The organism is Paenibacillus shirakamiensis, assembly GCF_017874255.1.
GTDB classification, from domain to species: Bacteria; Bacillota; Bacilli; order Paenibacillales; family Paenibacillaceae; genus Fontibacillus; species Fontibacillus shirakamiensis.
On the sequence record NZ_JAGGLD010000001.1, the window covers coordinates 843,304 to 866,661 of the forward strand.

20 protein-coding genes and 1 riboswitch are annotated in these 23,358 nt (G+C 41.2%); of the genes, 16 read left to right on the top strand and 4 right to left on the bottom strand.

Going from position 1 to position 23,358, the window contains the following annotated elements; all coding sequences use genetic code 11:
• The first annotated feature begins 147 nt into the window (after positions 1-147).
• From thyA to J2Z69_RS04140, 4 genes are all read left to right on the top strand, one after another.
• Positions 148-942 (top strand): thymidylate synthase, encoded by a 795-nt coding sequence (gene thyA, locus J2Z69_RS04125; protein WP_209859399.1) that lies wholly within the window; start codon positions 148-150, stop codon positions 940-942.
• Positions 943-966: 24 nt separating this feature from the next.
• Positions 967-1,458 (top strand): dihydrofolate reductase, encoded by a 492-nt coding sequence (locus tag J2Z69_RS04130; RefSeq protein WP_209859401.1) that lies wholly within the window; start codon positions 967-969, stop codon positions 1,456-1,458.
• 109 nt (positions 1,459-1,567) lie between these two features.
• Positions 1,568-3,055 (top strand): glutamate synthase subunit beta, encoded by a 1,488-nt coding sequence (locus J2Z69_RS04135; RefSeq protein WP_209859403.1) that lies wholly within the window; start codon positions 1,568-1,570, stop codon positions 3,053-3,055.
• Positions 3,056-3,158: 103 nt separating this feature from the next.
• Positions 3,159-5,426: a type IA DNA topoisomerase gene (locus J2Z69_RS04140; protein ID WP_209859405.1), complete on the top strand. Its 2,268-nt coding sequence runs from the start codon at positions 3,159-3,161 to the stop codon at positions 5,424-5,426.
• Positions 5,427-5,489: 63 nt separating this feature from the next.
• On the opposite strand, the gene J2Z69_RS04145 is transcribed toward J2Z69_RS04140, so the two are convergent.
• Together J2Z69_RS04145 and J2Z69_RS04150 are read right to left on the bottom strand one after the other, a co-directional pair.
• Complete coding sequence (locus J2Z69_RS04145; RefSeq protein WP_209860486.1) at positions 5,490-6,221, bottom strand: HAD family hydrolase; 732 nt, start codon at positions 6,219-6,221, stop codon at positions 5,490-5,492.
• Positions 6,222-6,317: 96 nt separating this feature from the next.
• A complete protein-coding gene (locus J2Z69_RS04150) occupies positions 6,318-7,235 on the bottom strand; it encodes an ArsR/SmtB family transcription factor (RefSeq protein WP_209859407.1) in 918 nt (305 codons plus the stop codon).
• 175 nt (positions 7,236-7,410) lie between these two features.
• On the opposite strand from J2Z69_RS04150, the gene J2Z69_RS04155 reads away from it, so the two are divergent.
• From J2Z69_RS04155 to J2Z69_RS04175, 5 genes are read left to right on the top strand one after another with little or no spacing between them, the layout of a single operon-like run.
• On the top strand, positions 7,411-8,136 hold the full coding sequence (locus J2Z69_RS04155) for a phosphonate ABC transporter ATP-binding protein (protein ID WP_209859409.1): 726 nt from the start codon (positions 7,411-7,413) through the stop codon (positions 8,134-8,136).
• Between the two features lie 8 nt (positions 8,137-8,144).
• Positions 8,145-9,395: an FG-GAP repeat domain-containing protein gene (locus tag J2Z69_RS04160; RefSeq protein WP_209859411.1), complete on the top strand. Its 1,251-nt coding sequence runs from the start codon at positions 8,145-8,147 to the stop codon at positions 9,393-9,395.
• A gap of 48 nt (positions 9,396-9,443) precedes the next feature.
• Positions 9,444-10,142: a response regulator transcription factor gene (locus J2Z69_RS04165; RefSeq protein ID WP_209859413.1), complete on the top strand. Its 699-nt coding sequence runs from the start codon at positions 9,444-9,446 to the stop codon at positions 10,140-10,142.
• On the top strand, positions 10,139-11,596 hold the full coding sequence (locus tag J2Z69_RS04170) for a sensor histidine kinase (protein WP_209859415.1): 1,458 nt from the start codon (positions 10,139-10,141) through the stop codon (positions 11,594-11,596). Before J2Z69_RS04165 ends, J2Z69_RS04170 begins: the two co-directional genes overlap by 4 nt.
• Positions 11,597-11,598: 2 nt before the next feature.
• A complete protein-coding gene (locus J2Z69_RS04175; RefSeq protein ID WP_209859417.1) occupies positions 11,599-12,681 on the top strand; it encodes a GNAT family N-acetyltransferase in 1,083 nt (360 codons plus the stop codon).
• 75 nt (positions 12,682-12,756) lie between these two features.
• Here the strand turns inward: J2Z69_RS04175 and J2Z69_RS04180 are convergent, their stop codons facing one another.
• Complete coding sequence (locus tag J2Z69_RS04180; RefSeq protein WP_209859419.1) at positions 12,757-13,974, bottom strand: glucose-1-phosphate adenylyltransferase; 1,218 nt, start codon at positions 13,972-13,974, stop codon at positions 12,757-12,759.
• Between the two features lie 209 nt (positions 13,975-14,183).
• On the opposite strand from J2Z69_RS04180, the gene glgB reads away from it, so the two are divergent.
• The 5 genes from glgB (at position 14,184) to J2Z69_RS04205 (ending at position 20,971) form a co-directional block, all read left to right on the top strand.
• Positions 14,184-16,175 carry a 1,4-alpha-glucan branching protein GlgB gene (gene glgB, locus J2Z69_RS04185; protein WP_209859421.1) on the top strand — a complete coding sequence of 664 codons (1,992 nt, stop codon included), beginning with the start codon at positions 14,184-14,186 and terminating at the stop codon, positions 16,173-16,175.
• The gene (gene glgA, locus J2Z69_RS04190; RefSeq protein ID WP_209859422.1) at positions 16,172-17,605 is read left to right on the top strand and encodes a glycogen synthase GlgA; all 1,434 of its coding nucleotides are present in this window, start codon (positions 16,172-16,174) and stop codon (positions 17,603-17,605) included. Before glgB ends, glgA begins: the two co-directional genes overlap by 4 nt.
• A 249-nt stretch (positions 17,606-17,854) precedes the next feature.
• Complete coding sequence (locus tag J2Z69_RS04195) at positions 17,855-19,276, top strand: ABC transporter substrate-binding protein/permease (protein WP_209859424.1); 1,422 nt, start codon at positions 17,855-17,857, stop codon at positions 19,274-19,276.
• Positions 19,263-19,985 (top strand): amino acid ABC transporter ATP-binding protein, encoded by a 723-nt coding sequence (locus J2Z69_RS04200; RefSeq protein WP_209859427.1) that lies wholly within the window; start codon positions 19,263-19,265, stop codon positions 19,983-19,985. The genes J2Z69_RS04195 and J2Z69_RS04200 overlap by 14 nt, the downstream gene beginning before the upstream one ends.
• Positions 19,986-20,135: 150 nt before the next feature.
• A riboswitch (cyclic di-AMP (ydaO/yuaA leader) is annotated at positions 20,136-20,299 on the top strand.
• Between the two features lie 6 nt (positions 20,300-20,305).
• Positions 20,306-20,971 (top strand): 3D domain-containing protein, encoded by a 666-nt coding sequence (locus J2Z69_RS04205; protein ID WP_209859429.1) that lies wholly within the window; start codon positions 20,306-20,308, stop codon positions 20,969-20,971.
• Between the two features lie 43 nt (positions 20,972-21,014).
• Here J2Z69_RS04205 and J2Z69_RS04210 read toward each other — a convergent pair whose 3' ends face one another.
• The gene (locus J2Z69_RS04210; RefSeq protein WP_245338939.1) at positions 21,015-21,899 is read right to left on the bottom strand and encodes a polysaccharide deacetylase family protein; all 885 of its coding nucleotides are present in this window, start codon (positions 21,897-21,899) and stop codon (positions 21,015-21,017) included.
• A 228-nt stretch (positions 21,900-22,127) separates the two neighbouring features.
• Between J2Z69_RS04210 and J2Z69_RS04215 the strand changes: the two genes are divergently transcribed.
• Both J2Z69_RS04215 and J2Z69_RS04220 read left to right on the top strand, forming a co-directional pair.
• Positions 22,128-22,793: a PspA/IM30 family protein gene (locus J2Z69_RS04215; RefSeq protein ID WP_209859431.1), complete on the top strand. Its 666-nt coding sequence runs from the start codon at positions 22,128-22,130 to the stop codon at positions 22,791-22,793.
• A gap of 23 nt (positions 22,794-22,816) precedes the next feature.
• On the top strand, positions 22,817-23,326 hold the full coding sequence (locus J2Z69_RS04220; protein WP_209859433.1) for a DUF4178 domain-containing protein: 510 nt from the start codon (positions 22,817-22,819) through the stop codon (positions 23,324-23,326).
• The last annotated feature ends 32 nt before the right edge of the window (positions 23,327-23,358 follow it).

The following is a 23,358-nucleotide window of genomic DNA, read 5'->3' on the forward strand; positions in this document are numbered from 1 at the left end:
ATGTCGTTCTTGCTCTTTTGTAATGCAAACAAACTTACAAAACCTAGCGAAAGAGGAAATTATCCTTTTCCATTAACAAACTAGGCACTAGCGTGATATATTACATAGTAAGGAACGTCGAATCGGATCACATAATGAGGTGTTATCGTGCAAAATTACTTAGACTTGCTTCAAGACGTGAAGGAGCATGGAACAGATAAAGAAGATCGTACGGGAACGGGAACTCGTTCCGTTTTTGGTAGACAATTACGTTTTGATTTAAGCGAAGGCTTTCCATTAGTCACAACAAAGCGTATTCATCTGAAGTCTGTTGTCCATGAGTTGCTCTGGTTTTTAAAAGGGGATACTAATATTAGTTATCTCAAAGAAAATGGGGTTCGAATCTGGGACGAATGGGCTGACGATAACGGAGATTTAGGACCTGTGTATGGTTCTCAGTGGCGTGCTTGGGAGACGACAGATGGAAGCAAGATCGATCAAATTGCTAATGTTATAGAGTCTATTAAGCATAATCCTGATTCTAGAAGACACTTAGTTAGTGCATGGAATGTCGCGGAGATTGACAATATGAAATTACCGCCGTGCCATTTCGTGTTTCAATTCTATGTAGCTGGAGGAAAGCTTAGCTGTATGCTAACCATGCGCTCGGTAGATACGTTTTTAGGGCTTCCTTTTAATATTGCATCTTATGCTCTATTAACTCATATGGTGGCCCAGCAATGCGATCTAGAGCCTGGTGAATTCATTTGGTCTGGTGGAGATGTTCATATCTATTCGAATCATATGGAACAAGTAAATCTTCAGTTAACTAGAGAGCCTTACCCACTGCCAAAACTGAAAATATTGCGCAAACCGGAATCCATTAATGATTATACTTTTGAAGACTTTGAGTTTGAGAATTACGACTATCATCCTGGAATTAAAGCAACTGTGGCTATTTAGGGTACGAAGAGAGGAGACATAAGCATGAATATTTCTTTTATATGGGCGATGTCTCGGGACGGTGTAATCGGCAAAGATAACAAACTACCTTGGCGATTGCCAGCAGATCTAGCATTTTTTAAAGAACAGACGTTAGGGAAAACCATTGTTATGGGCAGAAAAACATGGGACTCTATTGGCAGGAAGCCGCTCCCCAAACGCCGGAATATCGTTTTAACTAAGGACCTTGATTTTGAGGCACCAGGTGCAGAAATTGTTCATTCTCTGGACCAAATAGCGCACTTAGATGAGGTGATGGTCATTGGCGGCGCAGGTGTTTTTGCACAAATGTATCCTCTTGCAAATAAGCTCATCGTCACGCATATCGATGATAATTTTGAAGGAGATGTATATTTTCCAACTATAGATTGGGATCATTTCCGAGAGGTTTCATCCTCTAAAGGGCCTAAAGATGAACGGAATCCTTACGACTATCGCTTTGTAATCTATGAACGCTTTAAAGCAGTTGCGCAATAATGCAAACTAATAGAGTGAAAGTCCATTAATATGAAATTCTCCGGATGTTAATATATTTTAACATCAGGGCAATTTCGACATTTTAAGATAAGAGATGGGGGAAAGAGAGATGTCTACACCAACGGGTTTTATGGAATTTAAGCGGCAACTGCCTGGAGACCGGAGTCCATCAGAGCGGATTAAGGATTGGGAAGAATTCCATAAGCACATTTCGGAAGAAGAACTTCGGACTCAAGGTGCCCGTTGTATGGATTGTGGAACCCCATACTGCCATACTGGCGTGGATATGACTGGAGGAACTTCAGGTTGTCCAGTGCATAACTTGATTCCAGAATGGAACAACTTGGTCTATCGCGGACAGTGGAAGGACGCACTCGATCGTCTGCATAAGACTAATAATTTCCCGGAATTTACAGGTCGCGTTTGTCCAGCTCCTTGTGAAGGATCATGTACAGTGGGACTCATTGGTCAACCGGTTACTATAAAAACGATTGAAGAAGCTATTGTGGAAAGAGGTTTTGAAGAAGGTTGGATCGTTCCAGAGGTTCCCGAGAAGCGTACAGGAAAGCGTGTAGCTATCGTAGGTTCAGGCCCAGCAGGTCTTGCAGCTGCTGCGCAGCTCAATAAGGCCGGGCATCAGGTGACTGTATATGAACGTTCGGATCGTGTTGGTGGACTTCTAATGTACGGTATTCCTACAATGAAGCTTGATAAGTCTGTAGTTCAGCGCCGAGTGGAGCTATTAATTCAAGAGGGCATTCAATTCATTACCAACACTGAAATTGGTAAAGACATTCCCGCTCAGCAACTTGTGGATGATTATGATGCAGTTGTGCTTTGCGGAGGGGCGACAAGACCTCGAGAATTCAACATTGAAGGTAGTGAGCTAAAGGGTGTTCAGTATGCAATGCCATTCTTGAATGGAACGATTAAGAGTTATCTGAATTCGAATCTTCAAGATGGCGACTATATCTCCGCAGCAGGCAAAGACGTTATCGTTATCGGCGGCGGGGATACAGGGTCGGATTGTGTAGCCACTTCATTACGTCATGGATGTACTAGTATTACACAGTTCGGTACACATGCCAAAGCTCCGCTAGAGCGTGATCCTATTCAAAACCCTTGGCCGCAATTCCCGAATGTGTACACGCTGGATTATGCTCAGCAAGAAGCTAAGGCTATACAGGGTCAAGATCCGCGTGAGTTTTCCATTATGACAACTAAATTCGTAGGGGATGCTGAGGGTAACCTTACTGAACTACACACGATTCAAATCCAGCGGATTTTGGATGAGACAGGTCGCAAAATATATCAACCGATTCCAGGAACAGAGCGGGCCTTCCCAGCTCAGTTGGCTTTAATCGCGATTGGTTTTGATGGCCCAGAGAACACGATTATGCAAGAGCTGGGACTAGAAACAGATCGTCGTTCGAACGTAAAGGCACAGTATGGTAAGTATACGACCAATGCTGATAAGGTATTTGCTGCAGGGGATATGCGCCGTGGACAGAGTCTTGTCGTCTGGGCGATTAACGAAGGCCGCGAGGCGGCACGTGAAGTTGATAAGTATTTAACAGGCGCAACTGTGCTTGTCTAAGTGCCGATCTATCATGGATTATGATATAATTATAGAATGCAGAGGGCTGCGCCATGCGCAGCTCTTTTTGTGTCGATAAAGCTTGTATGAAGGGAGTGTCGCTATGAAAACGCTCGTAATTGCCGAAAAACCGGATATGGGACGGACCATTGCGGCTGTCATTGAACCCAGAGCCAAGAATAATCGCTCTTATCTCGAAGGCGAACAATACATTATCACTTGGGCTATCGGACATCTATTAGGACTGGCAGAGCCAGATAGCTATGATGCTAAGTACAAACGTTGGAATTTTACGGATTTGCCTATTTTGCCAGAGCAATTCAAGATTGTGCCGAATCCCAAGACTAAAGATCAACTTCAAATCATCGGTGAATTGTCTAAACGTTGCGATAAAGTAGTCAATGCCTGCGATGCGGGGCGGGAAGGTCAGTACATCTTTGCATTAATTCAGCAACAACTTAAGCTGAGTCAACCTGTTCGCAGACTTTGGATTTCTGATTTGACGGCAGAGAGTATTGCCAAGGGTTTCGTAGAATTAAAAGATGGATCTGAATTCAACAACCTGACTCTAGCGGCCCGAGCTCGAAGTGAAGCGGACTGGTTAGTAGGAATGAATGCTTCACGGGCTTTTACAACCAAGCATAAGGAGCTCTTGTCTGTTGGCAGAGTTCAAACGCCAGTGCTGGCGCTAATCTATGATCGGCAAATAGAGATTGAGCGTTTTGATTCGCTCACATATTTTGAGATTAAGGCTAAGTTCTCTCAAGAGGAAAGAACGTATGGAGGCACTTGGCAAGGAGATCGTCTAACAGACGGGGCCAAAGCGGAAGCGATTGCGAACAAAGTTAGAGGGAAATCTGGGAAAATAACGCAGTATGATGTGAAAGATACGAAGGAGTATCCTTTCAAGTTATACGATTTGACCTTGCTTCAACGTGAAGCCAATGCTAAGCATGGGTTTTCAGCTAAGAAAACACTGGATATTGCGCAAGCCTTATATGAGAAACATAAAGTCATTACCTACCCCAGAACTAGCTCTAACTATGTAACGGAGCAGAATATCGAGGGTATGCACAAGGCTCTTCATATGCTCAAGTCGACTTCATATCAGGAACTTTCACTAGGTGCTAATGCTGCTCTGGTACATAAGAATAATAAATCTATATGCAATCCCAGCAGAGTGGAAGATCATCATGCTATACTGCCCACACTTAAGCGTCCAAGTACATTGTCCGTGGAGGAACAGAAGGTGTATGATCTGGTTATTCGCAGATTTCTGTCTCAGTTTTACCCCCCTGCCGAGTATAAGCAGCACACGGTCCTTACAAAGGTGGAAGGAGAGTCCTTCAAGACGAATGTAAAGGAACTCTTATCTCTAGGTTGGAAGGTCTGTCAGGGGTCAGAAGAGGGACGTAAGTCCAATAGCCGATCAAAGAAAAAGGACGACGAAGAAGACGAAGATGTGGTGAGTGAGCCCTTTAAAGTGAATGCCGACATGCAAGTGATATGTACTTCCGCTGAGATGAAGGAGAAAGCAACACAACCTCCTAAAGCTTACACAGAAGGAACGCTTTTAAAGGCAATGGAAAGTGCAGGGAAGCAGCTGGAGAACGAGGAACTTCGTGAAGTGATGAAAGACGCAGGTCTTGGCACACCAGCAACCCGAGCAGCTACCATTGAGCGTTTGAAGAAGGTTGGGTATATTACGATGGATGGCAAAAAAATTACAGTCACAACAAAAGGTCGGACCGCGATAGAACTGATACGGCATGCGGGAGTTGAGTTACTTACGTCTCCTGAAATGACAGGTCAATGGGAACGGCGTCTGCATCAAATTTCTAAGGGCGAGGCTGCAGGCGATAAATTTATGGAAAATGTAAAAAAGTTCACAATTTCTATTATCGATAAAGTTCGTTCTCAGCCCAAGGCATCTTCTACACGTTTTGAGGCTAGTGCAACGAAAGGCAAGAAGGTAGCAACTGCTGTAGAAAAGAAATCACAGACTACTCGCATTCCTTCTTCAGATTCAAGAAATGCTTCTACTAGATCAAGTAGTTCTAATACTTCACAGTCAGGGGTTAGAGCGGTATTAGCGAACTGCCCGTCTGAAGGGTGCGGAGGGCACATTATTGAGGGAAAAAAAGGCTATGGATGCACTCACTACACTAAAGGGTGCAGCTTCGTAATATGGAAGGAATTTCAGGGGAAACCTATTTCTCATGCCATGTTATCTTCATTGTTAGAAAAGGGGCAGACGCAGCTTCTGACTTTTAAACTGGAGGGCGAGCCCCCCTTCAAAGCTCGTATAAAATTTGCAGATGAATTGGGTAAACTTAGGTTAGAAAGACTATCTGAAGAGACTTCAAGCTAAAGAGAAGCTGGTGTACACGGAGGTACACTTCATTTCACAGCCAGAACATACAAACGGACCTTCTTAGGTGAGGGTCCGTTTGTTGTGTTCATTATGCAAATGTTCCGCAATAATCTGAGGTACGACTTCTAAGGAAGACACCGTATACATCGTTGAATGAGGATCGGTCTTAAGATCGACAATATTAAAGGTCCATTCATTGGGATGCTTAATATAAATGGTATTAATGCCTGCTGTGAGAGCCGGTATAATGTCTGTCCGTAGGCTATTCCCAATCATCCATGTACGGCTGCGATCAAATGTATGAGAGGCTAGTATCCCTTCAAGCGCTACAACATTTTTATGCTGACGTATATAGATATGTTCTTTAAAATAGGCAGCAAGTTTCATCTGTTCAATTTTACGTTGTTGAATGACATTCTCTCCACCTGTATATAGGAACAGTTCGTGTCCTTGGCTGGTGAGTAAATCTAGCGTTTCCAACATGCCTGGATAGGGCTCAATCTTTTGTTCATATACACTTAAGCCCAGTTCCATTAGCTGCGATTCTTCAGTAGCAAGAAAGCTTCTGCCAGTTAAAATACAGAAGTACTTATAGGTCTCAATTAGGGATTGAGGAAAATGATGGCTTGCGAACCCAGACTGTAATACGCCAGCGACATCAATTTCAGTCTGCTTGTCACGTATTTCCTCTTTGGTCAGCTTATAGTCTTTGAACCAATCGAGCATGACATCGGCGAATTGTTCAAGAATCATTTCAAAGTATTTGTTGCAATGAATTAGCGTATCATCCATATCAAAGATAATTTGCTGTACTATTCTGGTAGAATTCAAGCAGGTTGCTCCTCTCGTATGACGAATCCATCTGCTTAGTATACCAGATTATCTAACTTATATTTGAATATATGTCTCAAGAAAAATCTGCAATTCGGCAATTCCATCCATTCTTAAGCAGTATTTCTCCATCCGGTTTTGTTCTAAATGAACACAAAGCAGACCTGCTACGCGCAGACGGCGTAAATGATGCATCATCCGATCCTCAGGCTCATCGAAATGTTGTAAAATTTCTGCAGCAGATTTGGGTTCGCCCGCTAAATAACGAAGTAACTTCAACCGTTCAGGAGCAGCTAAGGCCCTAGTAAGCCGAAGTAGGAAGTGTGGAGCTTCATTTTCATCTTCTAAAGGAAGATCTACCGGATATTGAATCAACAGCATACCATGATAAAAGCAGTAGGTATTAATAGGTCTTAGATGAATAGTCGGTAGTAAAATTACTTGTTCAACAGGTAGCTTGTCCGATACAACTAGTCCGCCCGTAGCATAATCAATAAGAGCGAAAGGCTCCATCTTCTCAAGAAGTAGTAATTTTTCAGAGGCATCCTCTGTAAGCAGGGGGAGATAACTTGAATTGACATGTTGAAAATACACTTCGTTCCATTTGCGAAGTAGTGGAACGTAGTGATGTCTTATTGTCTCCATTTTATCCGTTGTTAGTTGAGGCAGATAGGTATGAATTTGATTGTATAATTCCCCTGAATCCGCGGTATCCAGATAATTAAGAAATGAAATCGCGTCATTATGGTGTCCGCGAATGACGGCCCAAGCATACAGAACATCATAGTCGTCAAATGGCCAGGTTGATGCCTCTGAGAATAAGGCTAGTGAGACTTCATCTAGACGTTGATCTATATCCTCAATCCACTCATTTCCCATATCGATATCTAAAATCCATCTACGTGCTACGTAAATGAGGAAGCTTCCAAGCAGCTCGTAGACAGGTGATACATCTACTTTCACTTTATAAGCCATCAGAAAAATACCCTCCCGAATAAATGCGTTCTGTGTTCATTATGAGGTTAAAATTATGCAATTGTCCACTATAATGAATTGACCACCTGATTATTAAACCATAAGGGGGAACTTCCTTTCAAACCCTTACCAGATGCGGTAGAATGAAAGTAGATGAGTAAAGGGGAGTTCAGCAATGTTAACCGTAAATCAAATGCAAAAAACGATTGGATCTGACCCGAAAAAAGTACTGGATGGATGGAATGTACATATTCATGAAGGGGATATGATTGGTGTAGTTGGACCTAGTGGAAGTGGCAAGAGTACGTTGCTTCGTTGCTTAGCTCTAAGAGATAGTTGGACGAACGGCAACTTTACATTAGGCGGAGACGTTATTATAGATGGTGGGGGGAAGGGGAAACGTAAATTCCGTTCCCAATTTGCTTATTTGGAACAAAATCCTGAACTCTACCCGCAGAAATCAGCGCTTAAAAATGTGCTAATCGGACAAGCTGGTCAGACGGACCAATTCCGTCGTATGATTGGAATGGTTCGCTCAGATGACTATATGGGAGCTATGGACGAACTTGAGAAGTTCGGATTACTAGATAAAGCGCATGTAAAGGCCGCACATTTAAGCGGAGGGGAAAAGCAAAGAGTTGCTATTTGCCGTGCCTTAGTGCATGGAGCCAATTTTATTGCGGTAGATGAGCCGGTTATAGGTCTTGATAAATTTTCTGCGGAGAAAGTATTGTCGACTCTGCGTGATCTATGTAAAGAACAAAAGAAGACAGTAATTGCTGTGTTGCCTTTGGAATACGCAGAGAAATATTGTACACGACTCTGGGGAATCTATGAAGGTAGATTGCAATGGGACGTCTCAGGTAGACGTCTTACTGCAGAAGAGAAGCAGTTTCTATAGAAGGAGTTATGAGGGTGCTTAGAATTTGGAAAAATAGATGGATCCAAATTGCAACAGGTTGCATGTTATTGATGCTATTAAGTGGTTGCGACTTGATAATGGACCCTAAATTATTGATGAAATCTCCCGAGCTTACCTCGGATAATCAGACTCTAAAGAGTGTCATTGATCAAAATATTCCAGGAGGCGTCCTCATTCGTCCGCGAGGCTCCAAAGATGTCAGTACCATACGAACGGTGGATTTGAATCAAGACGGTACGAAGGAAGCTGTTGTATTTTATGAGACTCCGAATGAGACCGTTAAGATTCATGGCATGATCCTCGAGGAGGCCAAAGATACCTGGACCGTCAAGACTGTTTTTGATGGGGAAGGGGATGTGCTGGAATCTCTGGAGTTCGCTGACCTGAATCACGATGGGAAGCTAGAGATTGTTGCAGGTTATTCAAGGGAAGATCAGGATATAGATAAGGGCCTTACGATATATAGATATGTGAGTGCTTCTGTTGAGAAAATATTTGAAATTCCCTATACGTATTTTTCAGTAGATGATTTGAATGGAGACGGGCTGAAAGATCTTACAATTGTCTCTTTTAAGAAGGATCAATACAATACGGTGACCACTTACCAGTATGATGGTACTTTTAAGGAAATGGACAAATTACAGCTAGAATCGAATATTAATAAATACTTGAACTTTGTGGCGGGTAATGTAACCAGTAAGCAAAAGGGAATTATTCTGGATGCCTCTATACTAACGCATTCTGCATACTCCATTTTAATCACAATGGAACAAAATAAACTCGTCAATGTCCTCAAGCAGGATAGTATGTATAAGGATTATCCTCTACTTAGCGGAGATGTGAACAACGATAATATTCTAGAGGTGGGACAGATTTCTTTGCCAAAAGGTTGGGATTCTACTACACTTGCGGATGCGCCTCATTTCTTGGATTTTTATCAGTGGGATGGAGTTAAATCTTTGAAGATGGTGATGCAACAGTATCTGGATAATGAAGGCAGATTCGTCTTTAATTTCCCTCCAGAATTGAAGCAAGATATCACCATTGATCCCAAGTCAGACTTAAGCAAGGATATTAAATTTACTAGAATTAGCACGAAGCAGGAAGTGGCGGAGATTAAAGTTTTTGCACTTGCGGAATGGGACCATATAAAAGATGATTGGCAGCTTCTAATTCGAGATAATGACAAAGTAATTGGCTACCACACTTCTTATGATATGAAAGTTCTTAAACGCTAAACTGCTAACCGAATACCTGTATGGGCGGGTCAGAGAGGATGGATGAATATGAGTAAGGTACTAATTTTGGAGGATGAAGAATCCATACGTAGTTTTATTGTTATTAATTTGAAGAGGAATGGTTTTGAGGTCCTAGAGGCAGCAGATGGACATGAGGCTCTAGCCAAGTTAACTTCAGTTCCAGACATAGATATTGCTCTTTTGGATGTGATGGTGCCAGGAATTGACGGATTTGAAGTGTGCCGAAGAATAAGAGAAACGAATGAACGCATTGGGATTATCTTTTTAACAGCTAAAGTGCAAGAGCAGGACAAAGTCTATGCGCTTTCCGTAGGAGCAGACGACCATGTAAGCAAACCATTCAGTCCGACAGAGCTGATTGCAAGAATCCATTCGCTTTTAAGGCGAGTTAATGTATACCGGGAGACAAGCGCAAAAGTATCTTTTACATCAGGTCCTTTCACATTGGATCTAATTAGTAAGCAATTCAAAAAAGACGGGTTGGCCATTGAGCTTACACCTACAGAATTTTCATTAATTCAGTTCTTTTTGGAGAAGGAGAACACGCCGCTTAGTCGAGATCTGTTGTTAGATCATGTCTGGGGCAAGGAATACATGGGCGATCCCAAAATAGTGGATGTGAATATTCGTAGGCTTCGTCAAAAGATTGAGAACAATCCCTCTGATCCAGCTTTCCTACAAACGGTATGGGGACATGGGTACAAGTGGAAGGGCGAAGGTCAATGATTAAAAAAGGGATCGGTCGACAGATCGTTCTTCATTATTTTATTGTGGTTTTTGTAACGCTTCTTATGGTGGAAGTCATCTTTATGTTTGCGATAAGAACTTACTATTATGATAGTATTTATAATCACATCGTGAACAACGCGAGCAGAACAACGGATTATTTCAAAAAGTTCGTATCCTCCATCCCTGAAGAAGATCCTACTTATTTTGCAGATATGATTCGAACCTTTGCTATTGATAATACAGAAGGTGAAATTTTGAATCGGAATGGGGAAGTCCTCATTAATAGTACCGGATTCAAATTGGACAAACCTATTCAGACTAGCGATGTGACTCAAGCTTTAACCAATCATGTGGGAAAGTGGATTGGAAGAGAACCGGGTACTGGAGAACTTGTAATGGCCGTCTCTTCCCCTTTGCAATTCAAAGGAGAGACCCAGTACGTGGTTCGTTATGTTACTTCTATGGAACGCGTAAATGCTAAGCTTATGAATATTACGATGCTTGCGGCATTGGTAGGTGTAATTATATTAGCCGTAGTGCTACTATTCAGTATTGGTCTTGCAAATTCGATTGTAAAGCCGATTAACAATATACGTGCGGTCTCAGCACAAATGGCAAGGGGACGCTACGATGTTAAGGTGAAAGGCGACTATCGATACGAATTAGGAGAACTAGCGGACACGTTGAATTATATGGCACAGGAAATCGTTCGAAGCAATCAGATTAAGGACGATTTTATTTCATCGATATCTCATGAGCTTAGAACCCCGCTTACTGGAATTAAAGGCTGGAGTGAGACGCTAACTCTTGGTGGTTTTGACCCAGAGGAGACAAAAATAGGCATGCAGATTATCGCCAAAGAAACAGATCGTCTGATTGGACTCGTTGAAGAGATGTTAGATTTCTCTAAATTACAACAAAATGAGATGAAAATGGTCATCACTAAGGTGAACCTCAAAGAAATTCTGCAAGAAACAATGCTAAATGTATGGGCCAAAGCCGAACAAAAACAAATTCAATTGAAGCTAGAAGATCTTTCAGAAGGTCAAGTTCTTGTCGCTGGAGATGGAAATCGTCTCAAACAAGTCTTTCTCAATCTTGTAGATAATGCGATTAAATTCTCTCCGGAAAGTTCATGGATCTTGCTGACGATTTCTGTGAAAGAACATATGGGTGTTGTGGAAGTGAGTGATAATGGGATTGGGATAAGTACCGAACATTTGCGCCGAGTCAAAGATCGCTTTTTCCAAGTTAATCACCAAGGTGGGGGGACAGGTCTCGGGCTTGCGATTACGCAACAACTTGTAGAACTGCACAATGGCGAGATGGAAATGAGCAGTGAATTAGGTGAAGGAACTACGGTTATGGTGTCTATTCCTTTACTCGATGAGGCTGAGATGGAAGAGCTGATTACGAAGCAAATAGAGGATGCACCTGTAGAGGAGAGTTAATCGTGAGCCGAGAGTGGGGAATAGTGGCTAATCAGGATCAAGAATTTAGGATACGGCATGTCCAGATGGAAGCTTCCGAAATGGTGCTGCAGATCTTAATGGAAGCCGCACTCTGGATGGAAGCTCAGGGGATTGATCAATGGAAGCCTCAACAGTTTACACTTGAAGGGGTCCAAAGTTATTTTGCCTATCGTGAAGTATTTATTATATTTGCTAATCAGGAACCTGCGGCCATGTTCACTTTGCAAAAAGGGGACTTAGAATATTGGGGCAATAAGAATAGTGATGATTATTTCTATTTGCACCGGCTTACTGTACGAGAATCTTATCGCAAATTAGGTTTGGGGGAAGCTATCGTTCATTTTGCGATAAGTTATGCTGACCGAGAATGGGGACTTGGTTTTCGATTAGATTGTCAAGGTAACAATATGAAGCTGAATCGATTTTATCAGAAATTAGGATTTAGATTCATGGGTACAGGTATCAAAAATCAAAAGCAATATAATCTTTATCAATGGAAGAACTACAGTCAGAATGAATTACAGGAAGCGATAGATTTCGTCTATTCGACTAAAGAAGACTTACAGTATTTACAACAGTGGTCCAGCTCAGAACGCTTTCAAGTACAGTGGGCAGGAGGCGGTTGGGATTATCCTATTTCACAGGAGACCTTCAATACTTATCTTAGTCGTGTGAATATTCCGGGAGAGTTAGGTGAATTTGTCTATACGGTGGTGCACCGCTTGACGGGTAAGCCTATCGGTTATATTAGCTTAGGTCAAATCGACCCGAAACAAGAAACGGCACGTATAAGAAGAGTCATCTTAGGGGAAACAGAATATCGTGGGCGTGGAATTGGTAAGCAGATGCTAGAAGAGATTACTCGAATTGGATTCGAGGTTCTTGAGTTACACCGAATTAGCCTCGGAGTGTTTGACTTTAATACATCGGCAATACGTACCTATACATCCGTAGGATTCAAGCAAGAAGGGATACTTAGGGAGGCAGTACCTTTTCACGGAGAATATTGGAACTTAGTAGAGATGGCAATTTTACAGCACGAGTGGGCGAAAAAATATCAATAATATGTAAGCTGCATCTTAAGATAATGCAAGCAAGCATAAAAAAGAGCGGATCTTAGATCCGCTCTTTGAATTATATTAAGATGATACCCCACCAGCTACACGAGCTGTAGGTTCGAATACTTCTTTAATTAGACGAGCAGATTGAGGGCGGATAGCTGGTTTAGCTACCACAGTCTCATGCGGTCCAATAACCAACACTTCTTCAGCTGTACCTCTAATGATAGCTCCATCTTTAATAATAGCACCTTCACCAATAATGGCGCGATCTATAATAACATTACGGCCAATTGTAACATTAGGCATAATGATACTTTCTCTAATTTTGGAGAGACGGCCTACTTCTGTACCACCGAAGATAACAGAACGTTCTGCATATCCTTCAAAATTCGACTGATCGTGAATCATAGATCCTTTGGATTGAAGACCACGGAATCGAGTAGAAGGAGCTGTAGAAATGGTTTCGTTGGTGAACATTGGCCATGCTTCCTTGTGTAGTTGGAATTCTGCTCTATCTTCTAAGATATCCATGTGCGCTTCCCAGAGACTATCTACCGTACCCACATCTCTCCAGTAGCCTTTAAATTCAAAAGCAAAGAGTGGGTTAACATCTTTGAGCATATTAGGTATTACATCTTTTCCAAAATCGTGACTTGAAGCAGGGTTCTGCGCATCTTCAATCAAATGTTGTCTTAAGTAATCCCATTTGAACAAATAAATGCCCATGGATGCAAGATTGCTTTGTGGTTGTTCAGGTTTCTCAGCAAATTCTGTAATACGGAATTGTTCGTCAATCGACATAACCCCAAAGCGGTGTGCTTCACTCCAAGCTACAGGCATAACAGAGATGGTAGCATTGGCTTGATTTTTGGTATGAGAAGCAAGCATTTCGCTGTAATCCATATGATAAATATGATCACCTGAAAGAATTAATACATTTTCAGCACCTTGTTGATCGATGTAATCTATATTTTTATAAATTGCATCTGCAGTACCGGCATATTCATCTGATCCTGTATTATATGAAGGAAGAAGAGTGATTCCGCTCTGGTCCGAAGTGTTCAGGCCCCATGCTTCACCTTCTCCAATATGATTGTGTAATGATTCAGCTTCATACTGTGTTAGAACTCCAATAGTGTCGATATTTGAGTTAACGCAGTTGCTGAGAGGAAAATCAATAATTCTATAACGGCCACCGAAAGGAACAGCGGGTTTGGCTTGCTTGGATGTAAGTGGAGCTAATCTACGGCCTTCACCTCCGGCGAGCAACATAGCGATACAATCTTTCTTAAACATGTCGTTTCCCTCCCATAGGAATGTGTGTAGTTATTTATAAACTCAAATTGGTATGATTGAAACTTGTTTATTGTTGATTACATGAAAAATTACATTTTTATTTTTCAGCACCATTTTATTTTCAAAAATTGTCATATTCATTTAAGTGCATACTGGGTAATTACTTAAGTGGTTTATGCTTATTAAAAGGCGGTGGAGAGATGTCACGCATGAATACAAATAATAAAGAAACCATTTCATCCTTAGACGTATATTTGTTCCATGAAGGTACTTTGTATCAGAGCTATCGTACACTTGGAGCTCATCTAGTTCATGAAGAGGGTAAATCCGGTGTAAGATTCACCGTTTGGGCTCCAAACGCTCAAAAGGTAGCTTTAGCTGGAGATTGGAATCAGTGGACTGGCGAGAATGCTACACTACATAAGATACCCGAATCCGGTATTTGGAGTCGTTTTTTTCCTAATATAGAGGAAGGAACTTTTTACAAGTACATGATTACGGGACCAGATGGCCAATCGTTTTTGAAAGCTGATCCTTATGCCTATCAAGCAGAGGTTAGACCAGCTACAGCATCTGTAGTCACTGATATTGATGGATACGTCTGGAATGATCGATCTTGGCAACGCAAAAATAAGGTTCCTTATCAGAAGGCTCTGAATATTTATGAAATCCATTTCGGAACTTGGCAACAAAAGCCAGATGGATCGTTCAATACTTATAGGGAAATGGCAGACCTTTTGATACCTTACATAGTTGAAATGGGATACACTCATTTGGAGATTATGCCCCTTACTGAGCATCCTTATGATTTATCATGGGGTTATCAAATTACAGGTTATTTTGCAGCTACAAGCCGTTATGGAAGCCCTAAGGATCTAATGTACTTTGTGGATAAATGTCATCAGGCCGGTATCGGAGTAATCTTGGACTGGGTGCCAGGACACTTTACTAGAGATGCTCATGGACTAAGGCTTTTTGACGGGACGCCACAATTTGAGTATGCAGATCCGATGAAAGCAGATAAGCCAGGATGGGGTACGCTTACCTTTGACTTTGGTAAGCATGAAGTTCGTTCCTTTCTGATATCTAACGCTCTGTTTTGGCTTGAAATGTTCCATTTCGATGGACTTCGAGTGGATGCAGTAACTAGTATGATTCGTTTAGACTTTGAGAGAGAAGATGGCGACTTTCCGCGTAATGCTCATGGAGGAATTGAGAATGTGGAAGCCATCGAGTTCTTACGCTTACTGAATGAGACGGTTTTTGCTAAATTTCCGAATACGCTTATGATGGCAGAAGAATCTAGCGCTTGGCCGATGGTCACTTCACCTGTACATGAAGGTGGACTTGGGTTCAATTATAAATGGAATATGGGTTGGATGAACGATACCATGGATTATATCGACTACGATTTTCATGAAAGACCTTATCACCATAACCTGTTAACCTTTCCCATCGTGTATGCATACGGAGAAAATTACACCTTGCCTCTATCGCATGATGAAGTAGTACATGGAAAGAAGTCTCTTATTGATAAAATGCCTGGGAATTACGAAGAGAAATTCGCGGGTTTACGAGTTTTATTAGGTTATCAAATGACAAGTCCCGGTAAAAAACTTCTCTTCATGGGAGGAGAATTTGGTCAATTCATCGAATGGAGAGACCAAGGGGAGCTCGATTGGTTCCTGCTCCAATATGAGACTCACCGTAAAATGAAGGCATATACCGCTGCGCTGAACCATTTTTACAGACAAGAAAAATCCCTTTGGGAACAAGATCATACATGGGATGGTTACGAATGGGTCACGCCACATGATGCAGGACAAAGTATTATTGCGTTCTTACGAAAAGGGAAAAAACCATCGGATACCGTATTAGTCATCATTAATTTCCAAGCAGTCTATAGAGAGAATTATCGTCTGGGTGTTCACAAGTCAGGAAATTATGTTCAAGTGTTTAACAGTGAGTCTGCTGAGTTTGGAGGTAGTGGTCAGCAATATGATCACCCAGTGAAGACGGAGAAAGTTCCTTGGCACGAACAAGATCATAGCTTTGTCATTGACATTCCTTCATTAAGCATTTCCATTTGGAAAAAACAAGGACGGGTGAATCAACGTTCAATGGATTCAGCCAGCACTACTGAAATTAAGGTATTAGATGAGACTAAAGAGAGAGTTACACCAAGGAGGAAGAAGCCATGAAAATACTGTTTGCGGCTGCAGAAGCAATCCCTTTTATTAAAACAGGAGGGCTTGCAGATGTTATCGGGGCCTTGCCTAAGGCCTTACTTAAAGCAGGACATGACGTTAGAATTGTGATCCCTAAATATAAAATGATTCCAGAATCATTCAAAAATCAATTGAAGCCCGTGGATATTATTCAGGTGCCCTTAGGTTGGAGGTCACAATATTGCGGGATTGAAGTATTAACGTATGAAGGCATTCCTGTCTACTTCGTTGATAATGAATATTACTTTGGCCGGGATGGTATTTACGGATACGGGGATGATGCCGAGCGGTTCGCATTCCTTAATCGGGCCGTCCTAGAGATGTTACCTTACATTAATTTTCAACCCGATGTCATTCATTGTCATGACTGGCATACTTCATTAATTCCAGTTCTTATGAAACATCACTACCTTCATAATCCATTTTATCAATCCATTCGTACAGTCTTTACCGTCCACAACTTGTTGTATCAGGGCATATTCCCTTATGAAGTGCTGCACAGCATTTTGGACCTCCCAGACTACTATTTTACGCCGGAACGTCTGGAATATTACGGTAATGTAAATTATTTGAAAGCGGGATTGATATTTGCAGACCATGTGACAACGGTTAGCCCTACGTATTCAGAGGAAATTAAGACCGATCATTATGGCTATGGCCTTGATGGATTGCTAAGATCACTAGGGAACAAACTTTCTGGCATTGTAAATGGTATCGATACCAAATTATATAATCCGGCAACGGATATAGACATTCCAGCTAAATACCGAACAAGCCTAACAAAGAAACGAGAAAATAAATTAGAACTTCAACGTGAGCTGGGTCTAAAAGTAAGTGAAAAAACACCGTTAATCTCGATGGTAACCCGACTGGTTGAATCTAAAGGATTAGATCTTGTTATGCGAGTATTGGATGAACTTCTCTACTATGATGATGTACAGGTAGTCATTTTAGGAACAGGGGAGAGCTCTTATGAGCATTGGTTCCGCGAGGCAGCATACCGTCATCCGGGTAAGCTTTCCGTGCAAATTAAGTTCAATGATGGGTTATCCCGACGAATTTATGCAGGCAGTGATTTATTTTTGATGCCATCACAGTTTGAGCCTTGTGGAATTAGTCAATTGCTAGCCCTTCGTTATGGAACTATTCCAGTAGTTAGAGAGACAGGGGGACTTAATGATACCGTTCAGTCCTATAATGAATTTACGGGTGAAGGAAATGGGTTTACCTTCCATGATTACAATGCGCATGATATGCTGTATACGATTCGTAGAGCGATTCATTTCTATCTGCAACCTCCACATTGGAAAAAAGTTGCAAGAAACGCTTTTGGCGGGGAATACAGTTGGAATGTATCGGCGGAACAATACTTGGATATCTATAGACAAATTCAGACATATTAATATATCTAACTTCTAAAGTGCAGACCTGGTGTCTGCTCTTTTTTATGAATTTTTTTAATAACAAATGAAGATAATAATGTTTTATGTTCTAGTATAATATCACTGATACAATTTCGTTGCATAATAATACAGCTTGTTTTATAATGACTCAGTCCATAATATTCATGACATGAATTATATAATGATTTTAACGCGTAAGGGGAGAGTTCATTGATTAGGAAAAAATTACAAAAAATAAGTGTTTTTCTAATGATAGCTATTATAGCTGTGGCAGGATTAGGAAAGGTAGCTTTTGCAGAAGGGGATACTGCTTCTAAGAAAACTATTATATTAGGTACAAGTGCTGATTTTCCACCTTATGAATTCCATAAGATAATTCAAGGTAAGGATGAGATTGTTGGATTTGATGTCCAGATTGCTAAACAAATAGCAGCAGACATGAACGCAAATTTGGTCATTAAAGATATCAGCTTTGATTCATTACTTCCTGCATTAGATAGTGGAAGAGTAGATTTTATTATCTCAGGTATGAATCCTACGCCCGAACGAAAGAAAAGCATTGATTTCTCTGATATATATTATGATGGTAAGCAATCTATCATGGTTCGTGCAGAAGATAAAAATAAATATAAAACTATGGATACTCTTAAAGGAGCTAAGATAGGGGTTCAAAAATCCTCTCTTCAAGAAGAAATTGGTCAAACGATTGAGGGAGCAAATTTAACATCACTAGATAAAATCTCGGATATCTTAATACAGCTGCAAACCAAACGAATTGATGCCGCAATTATGGAAGAGCCTGTAGCAAAAGCTAGCTTAACTGATAATACGGCCATTGCTAAAGCTGTTCCAGTAACGGATATTAATGGTTATGCAGTGGGAGTTAAGAAAGGAAATCCCGAGCTTCTAGATCAAATCAACAAGACCGTAGCTCGATTAACCAAAGAAAACAAAGTACAAGAATATGTAGACGAGGCCAGTTCCTTAGTGAATGGACAGCAAAAGAAATTAGATACTTTTTCTTTCTTTTGGAAGTATAAAACGTATTATGCAGCGGGAATTAAATATACACTTTTGCTTTCTGTTCTAGGTGTCATCTTTGGTTTTGTTATAGGATTGTTTATTGCGTTATTGCGAATGAATAGAATTGCTGTTTTAAGATGGGTCGGTATGGCTTATATTGAAGTGCTTCGTGGAACGCCCATGCTCTTGCAATTGTTCATCATTCATTATGGTTTGGCGATATCTCTAGGCATAAATTTCACCGCATTGGAGTCCGGTATAATTACGCTGTCCATTAACAGTTCTGCCTACCTTGCAGAGATTTTCAGGGCAGGTATTCAGGGCGTAGATCGTGGACAAATGGAAGCAGCTCGTTCATTAGGGATGACTCATACGCAATCGTTCAAAACGATTATATTACCACAAGCTATCAAAAGTGTACTTCCTGCAATTGGGAATGAATTCATTACAATTATCAAAGAATCTTCGATTGTTTCTTTTATTGGAGTTGCAGATCTTATGTTCCAGACCCAAGTTGTTCGCGGTCTAACTTTTGCAGCGCTTAATCCGTTAATTATCGCAGGTATTATTTACTTCATCTTGACCTTTGGTTTATCCAAACTTTTAGGTCTGCTCGAAAGGAAGCTGAGAACAAGTGATATCCATTAAAAACTTACGTAAATCGTTCGGGCAACTGGAAATTCTCAAAGGGATTGATCAAGAAATCCGCCAAGGAGAAGTCGTTGTAGTAATCGGGCCAAGTGGCTCGGGGAAAAGTACATTTTTGCGTTGTCTTAACTTGTTGGAACAACCAACTTCAGGTGAAATTCGATTCGATGATCATCTGATTACCGCAAAAAATTATAATATTAATCAAGCTCGTGAGAAAATGGGTATGGTGTTTCAGCAGTTCAACTTATTCCCTCACAAAAATGTAATCGATAATATAACGATAGCTCCGATTCAAGTGAAGAAGATGGAGAAAAGTAGAGCTACGACTATTGCAATCGACTTACTTCGCACCGTAGGGTTAGAAGACAAAAAACTTGCCTACCCTTCTCAACTATCCGGGGGACAAAAGCAGCGGATTGCGATAGCGCGTGCTCTAGCAATGGAACCACATGTGATGTTGTTTGATGAACCGACATCGGCACTAGATCCGGAAATGGTAGGGGAAGTACTGGATGTGATGAAGAAGCTTGCGGAAAAAGGAATGACGATGGTCATCGTAACCCATGAGATGGGATTTGCCCGTGAAGTTGGCGACCGGATCCTATTCATGGATCAAGGACAAATCGTTGAAGAAGGCACGCCGGATCAAGTATTTAGTTCACCTAAACATGTACGTACGCAGGATTTCCTAAGTAAAGTTCTTTAATTAAATTCTATTTATTCTAGAAAGACCTCTCCTGAAAAGGTAGAGGTCTTTTGTTATTTTAATAGTAATCATTACTTTTTTGTCACTATTCATGCAGGTTTTTAGCCGATGGGAATAATTGCATGATCTATTGGTTACAGAATTGTGATATATTCGTGTAGGCCAAAACTCAGTAAGATAGAGTGCGGGGGACGATTTATGGGATTCATAGAATGAATCTATTTCCCTAGGGGTGAAGTGCTGATAGAAGCACCGGGTTGTATCCTCAATCCGAATCCGACAACTAACTCCGCAGGCATAAAAAAGGAGGACTTTACACAATGACATCTAGAACAACTTCCATGACAGTAAAAACGTTAGCCGCTATGCTAGGAATTGCGGCCATGATGCAGTGGACTCCGGTTCACGCTGATTCAGTACATAAGGCAGTAGAGGGAGATACCTTCTACTTGTTATCCAAAAAGTATAGTACAAGTGTAGACAAATTAATGAAGGCTAACCCCAAAGTAAGTGCTACGAACATCTATCAAGGACTTTCGATTCGCATTCCAGATGGAAAAACGAATAACACCGTGTCTGCTAGTGCCAATGAAGAAGTGAAAATGATTCCTACGCTGAACGTTTTTGCTGGAGACAAAATGGTAGAAGCTTGGGGTAAGACATTTAATTATCAAAAAACTATAGATGTAAAAGCTAGTGCATACTCCGCTGACCCGAGTGAAAATGGTTGGGGAGCTGTGGATTACTACGGTAACAAGCTAGCGCTAGGTACCATTGCTGTGGATCCGAAGGTCATCCCTATGGGAACTAAAGTGTTAGTAACAGGCCACACTCACGCTGGACTTCCTAAGAAAGCATTTGTAGCTACAGCAACGGACCAAGGAAGTGCAATTAAAGGTCATCGCATTGATATCTTCATCCCAGGAAGCAAACAAAGCGTGAGTAGCTTTGGGTTCCAAGATGTTAAATTATATGTCCTGAACTAATTCCAATAATCAAGCTACCTAGCTCATACCGATTTCGCATCGGCTATGAGCTTTTTTTGTTTTCTTTAGAGATATGTAGCATTTGTGGCAAAGTCACGAATGTGTATCCTTCTTTTTTAAGAATTTGAATTAACTCTGGCAAGGCCTCTATAGTTCCGGACAAATTTGACCCAGTACCTCCTCCAGCATGTTGCAAAATGATCGAGCCAGGGCCAACTTCAGTTAATATATTTGTTTTCACTTCATCTTTGGTTAAACCTTTCCAGTCGAGAGAGTCCACGTTCCAATTCACTACTTTGTAACCATGTTGTTTAGCCCATTTCAGCTGATCCTCTGTGATTTCACCATATGGAGGACGAATGAGTTTGGGCCTATATCCTACGAGATTCGCGATAATACGATCCGTCCGACGAATTTGTTTCTTGAAATAAACCAAATTTTTGTTCTTGAAAAAGGGGTGATTAAATGAATGGTTACCGATCACATGACCTTCTTCTTTCATTCGTCGAACTAAGGAAGGGTGCTTCAGGGCTCGATCCCCAACCACAAAAAAGGTAGCTTTCACCTTATACTTTTTTAATATGTCTAATACCTGAGGCGTAAATCGGGGATCAGGTACGTCATCGAAAGTAAACGCGATCTCTTTGATCTCCGGCCCTTTGAATTTGAAGGTCTCCGCATACTTCTGTCTTAATTGACTGAGAGTCATGACTGGATCAAGAGAAGTATTGTCGGAAGAGATTGAATCTAGACTTTTACTTGAATCATGGCTTGAGGTAGAGGATGATTTAGGTAGTTCAATATCGGTTGAATGTACACCATCTCGTACGGGAGAGAGCGCAGCAGCTTGAAGATAAGCTGGATATGTACATAGAGATAGTAATATAAGCACTATATACATTAACCTATAAAATAAATACTTTGGCATTCGAATTTCTCCTAATATGGGTGTCGTATCCTTGGTATTTCCCAACTTCAGCAGTTTTATCCTTAAATAGTTTTGCTTTTCATGTGATCTCCAAGTTATGATAAGTTGAGAATCTTGATGGCTGGCTCTAGATTAGACCAGATTATACATTTTTTGAAACGTTCTTCGTGTTCACTGCGTAAAGCTAATCATAAGAAATTATTTCATATCATTCGGGAGGAATTACACATGTCTATATTCAAAAGATTACGTGATGTTACGATGTCGAACATCAATGCGCTTATTGACAAATCCGAAGACCCTATCAAACTAACCGATCAATACATTCGTGATATGCAGGAAGATCTTCAGGATGCAGAGAAATCAGTTGCCGCTCAAATTGCCATTGAGAAGAAGTTCAAGCAATTGTACGAGGAACAAGAGGCACTAGCTAATCGTCGTAATGAACAAGCACATACCGCTGCCCAAGCGCAAAATATTGAACTAGCTCGCCGTGCACTAGAAGAGAAGAAAGCGGCTGAGATCAAACTTTCAGAGTACAAAACAAGCTATGAGACGAACAAAGCTTCTGCTGATAACCTTCGGGGTAAATTAGAAGAAATGCGTAAGCAACTTACCGAAATGAAAAACAAGCGCGAAACCTTGGTTGCACGTTATCAAGCAGCTAAAGCTCAAAATGAAATTAACAAATCGTTGTCAGGCATGAATTCCGATAATGCTTCGGCAGGCCTGAAGCGTATGGAAGAGAAGATGCTTCAGATGGAAGCTCAAGCGGAAGCGAGTAACGAGATCTCCAGTAAAGGCAAATCTTTAGATGAGGAATTTGCTAAAATGGATAAGGATCAAGCTGTAGAAGACGAACTTGCAGCACTCCTGAAGCAATACGAGAAATAAGACTGGGATAAGGAGCTTGAAGAATGAGTGGTGTATTCGGTAGAATTGGCCGGTTATTTGCGAAGGCAGAACCCCCTGCGGTAGAGAAAAGTATGCTTGATCTAAATCCAGGTGATATGTGCGAAGTCTCTTTGGTGACATACCAAATCGCAGGTGTGGTTCGTAATCGGAGTCGAAATGCTGCTTTCTTGTCCCTACAGGATGGACAGCAGATACGCTATCTTCATATTGAAGAGCGAGAGTTAATCCAATATGCTTTATATGAAGCTATTGATGGACGATTAGATAATCCGGATGAGGTTCCAGGTACGATTGACTTAGATGATCGCACATACCATCTAGAAGAAGATTTCAACGGCTTTGTAAATATTGCCGGGAAGACACCATTTCGATTAGGTGGAGATCAACATGTCTGGCAGTTTCAATCGGATGATCAGCGACTACTAAGAATTGAATGGCAGGATGGCCGTTTTATGATGTATGAAGGAGAGAAGATCATCTCTGGGGATGTAACGGTAATTCGTGCTTCCTAATTCATAATGGTTAATTACGGCTTAAGAGCATG

Excerpts from the sequence above, each read along its gene's own strand:
- J2Z69_RS04130 (WP_209859401.1), top strand. The coding sequence starts at position 967 with ATGAATATTTCTTTTATATGGGCGATGTCTCGGGACGGTGTAATCGGC.
- J2Z69_RS04135 (WP_209859403.1), top strand. The coding sequence starts at position 1,568 with ATGTCTACACCAACGGGTTTTATGGAATTTAAGCGGCAACTGCCTGGA.
- J2Z69_RS04140 (WP_209859405.1), top strand. The coding sequence starts at position 3,159 with ATGAAAACGCTCGTAATTGCCGAAAAACCGGATATGGGACGGACCATT.
- J2Z69_RS04145 (WP_209860486.1), bottom strand. The coding sequence starts at position 6,221 with ATGGATGATACGCTAATTCATTGCAACAAATACTTTGAAATGATTCTT.
- J2Z69_RS04150 (WP_209859407.1), bottom strand. The coding sequence starts at position 7,235 with ATGGCTTATAAAGTGAAAGTAGATGTATCACCTGTCTACGAGCTGCTT.
- J2Z69_RS04155 (WP_209859409.1), top strand. The coding sequence starts at position 7,411 with ATGTTAACCGTAAATCAAATGCAAAAAACGATTGGATCTGACCCGAAA.
- J2Z69_RS04160 (WP_209859411.1), top strand. The coding sequence starts at position 8,145 with ATGAGGGTGCTTAGAATTTGGAAAAATAGATGGATCCAAATTGCAACA.
- J2Z69_RS04165 (WP_209859413.1), top strand. The coding sequence starts at position 9,444 with ATGAGTAAGGTACTAATTTTGGAGGATGAAGAATCCATACGTAGTTTT.
- J2Z69_RS04170 (WP_209859415.1), top strand. The coding sequence starts at position 10,139 with ATGATTAAAAAAGGGATCGGTCGACAGATCGTTCTTCATTATTTTATT.
- J2Z69_RS04180 (WP_209859419.1), bottom strand. The coding sequence starts at position 13,974 with ATGTTTAAGAAAGATTGTATCGCTATGTTGCTCGCCGGAGGTGAAGGC.
- glgB (WP_209859421.1), top strand. The coding sequence starts at position 14,184 with ATGAATACAAATAATAAAGAAACCATTTCATCCTTAGACGTATATTTG.
- glgA (WP_209859422.1), top strand. The coding sequence starts at position 16,172 with ATGAAAATACTGTTTGCGGCTGCAGAAGCAATCCCTTTTATTAAAACA.
- J2Z69_RS04195 (WP_209859424.1), top strand. The coding sequence starts at position 17,855 with ATGATAGCTATTATAGCTGTGGCAGGATTAGGAAAGGTAGCTTTTGCA.
- J2Z69_RS04205 (WP_209859429.1), top strand. The coding sequence starts at position 20,306 with ATGACATCTAGAACAACTTCCATGACAGTAAAAACGTTAGCCGCTATG.
- J2Z69_RS04210 (WP_245338939.1), bottom strand. The coding sequence starts at position 21,899 with ATGCCAAAGTATTTATTTTATAGGTTAATGTATATAGTGCTTATATTA.
- J2Z69_RS04215 (WP_209859431.1), top strand. The coding sequence starts at position 22,128 with ATGTCTATATTCAAAAGATTACGTGATGTTACGATGTCGAACATCAAT.
- J2Z69_RS04220 (WP_209859433.1), top strand. The coding sequence starts at position 22,817 with ATGAGTGGTGTATTCGGTAGAATTGGCCGGTTATTTGCGAAGGCAGAA.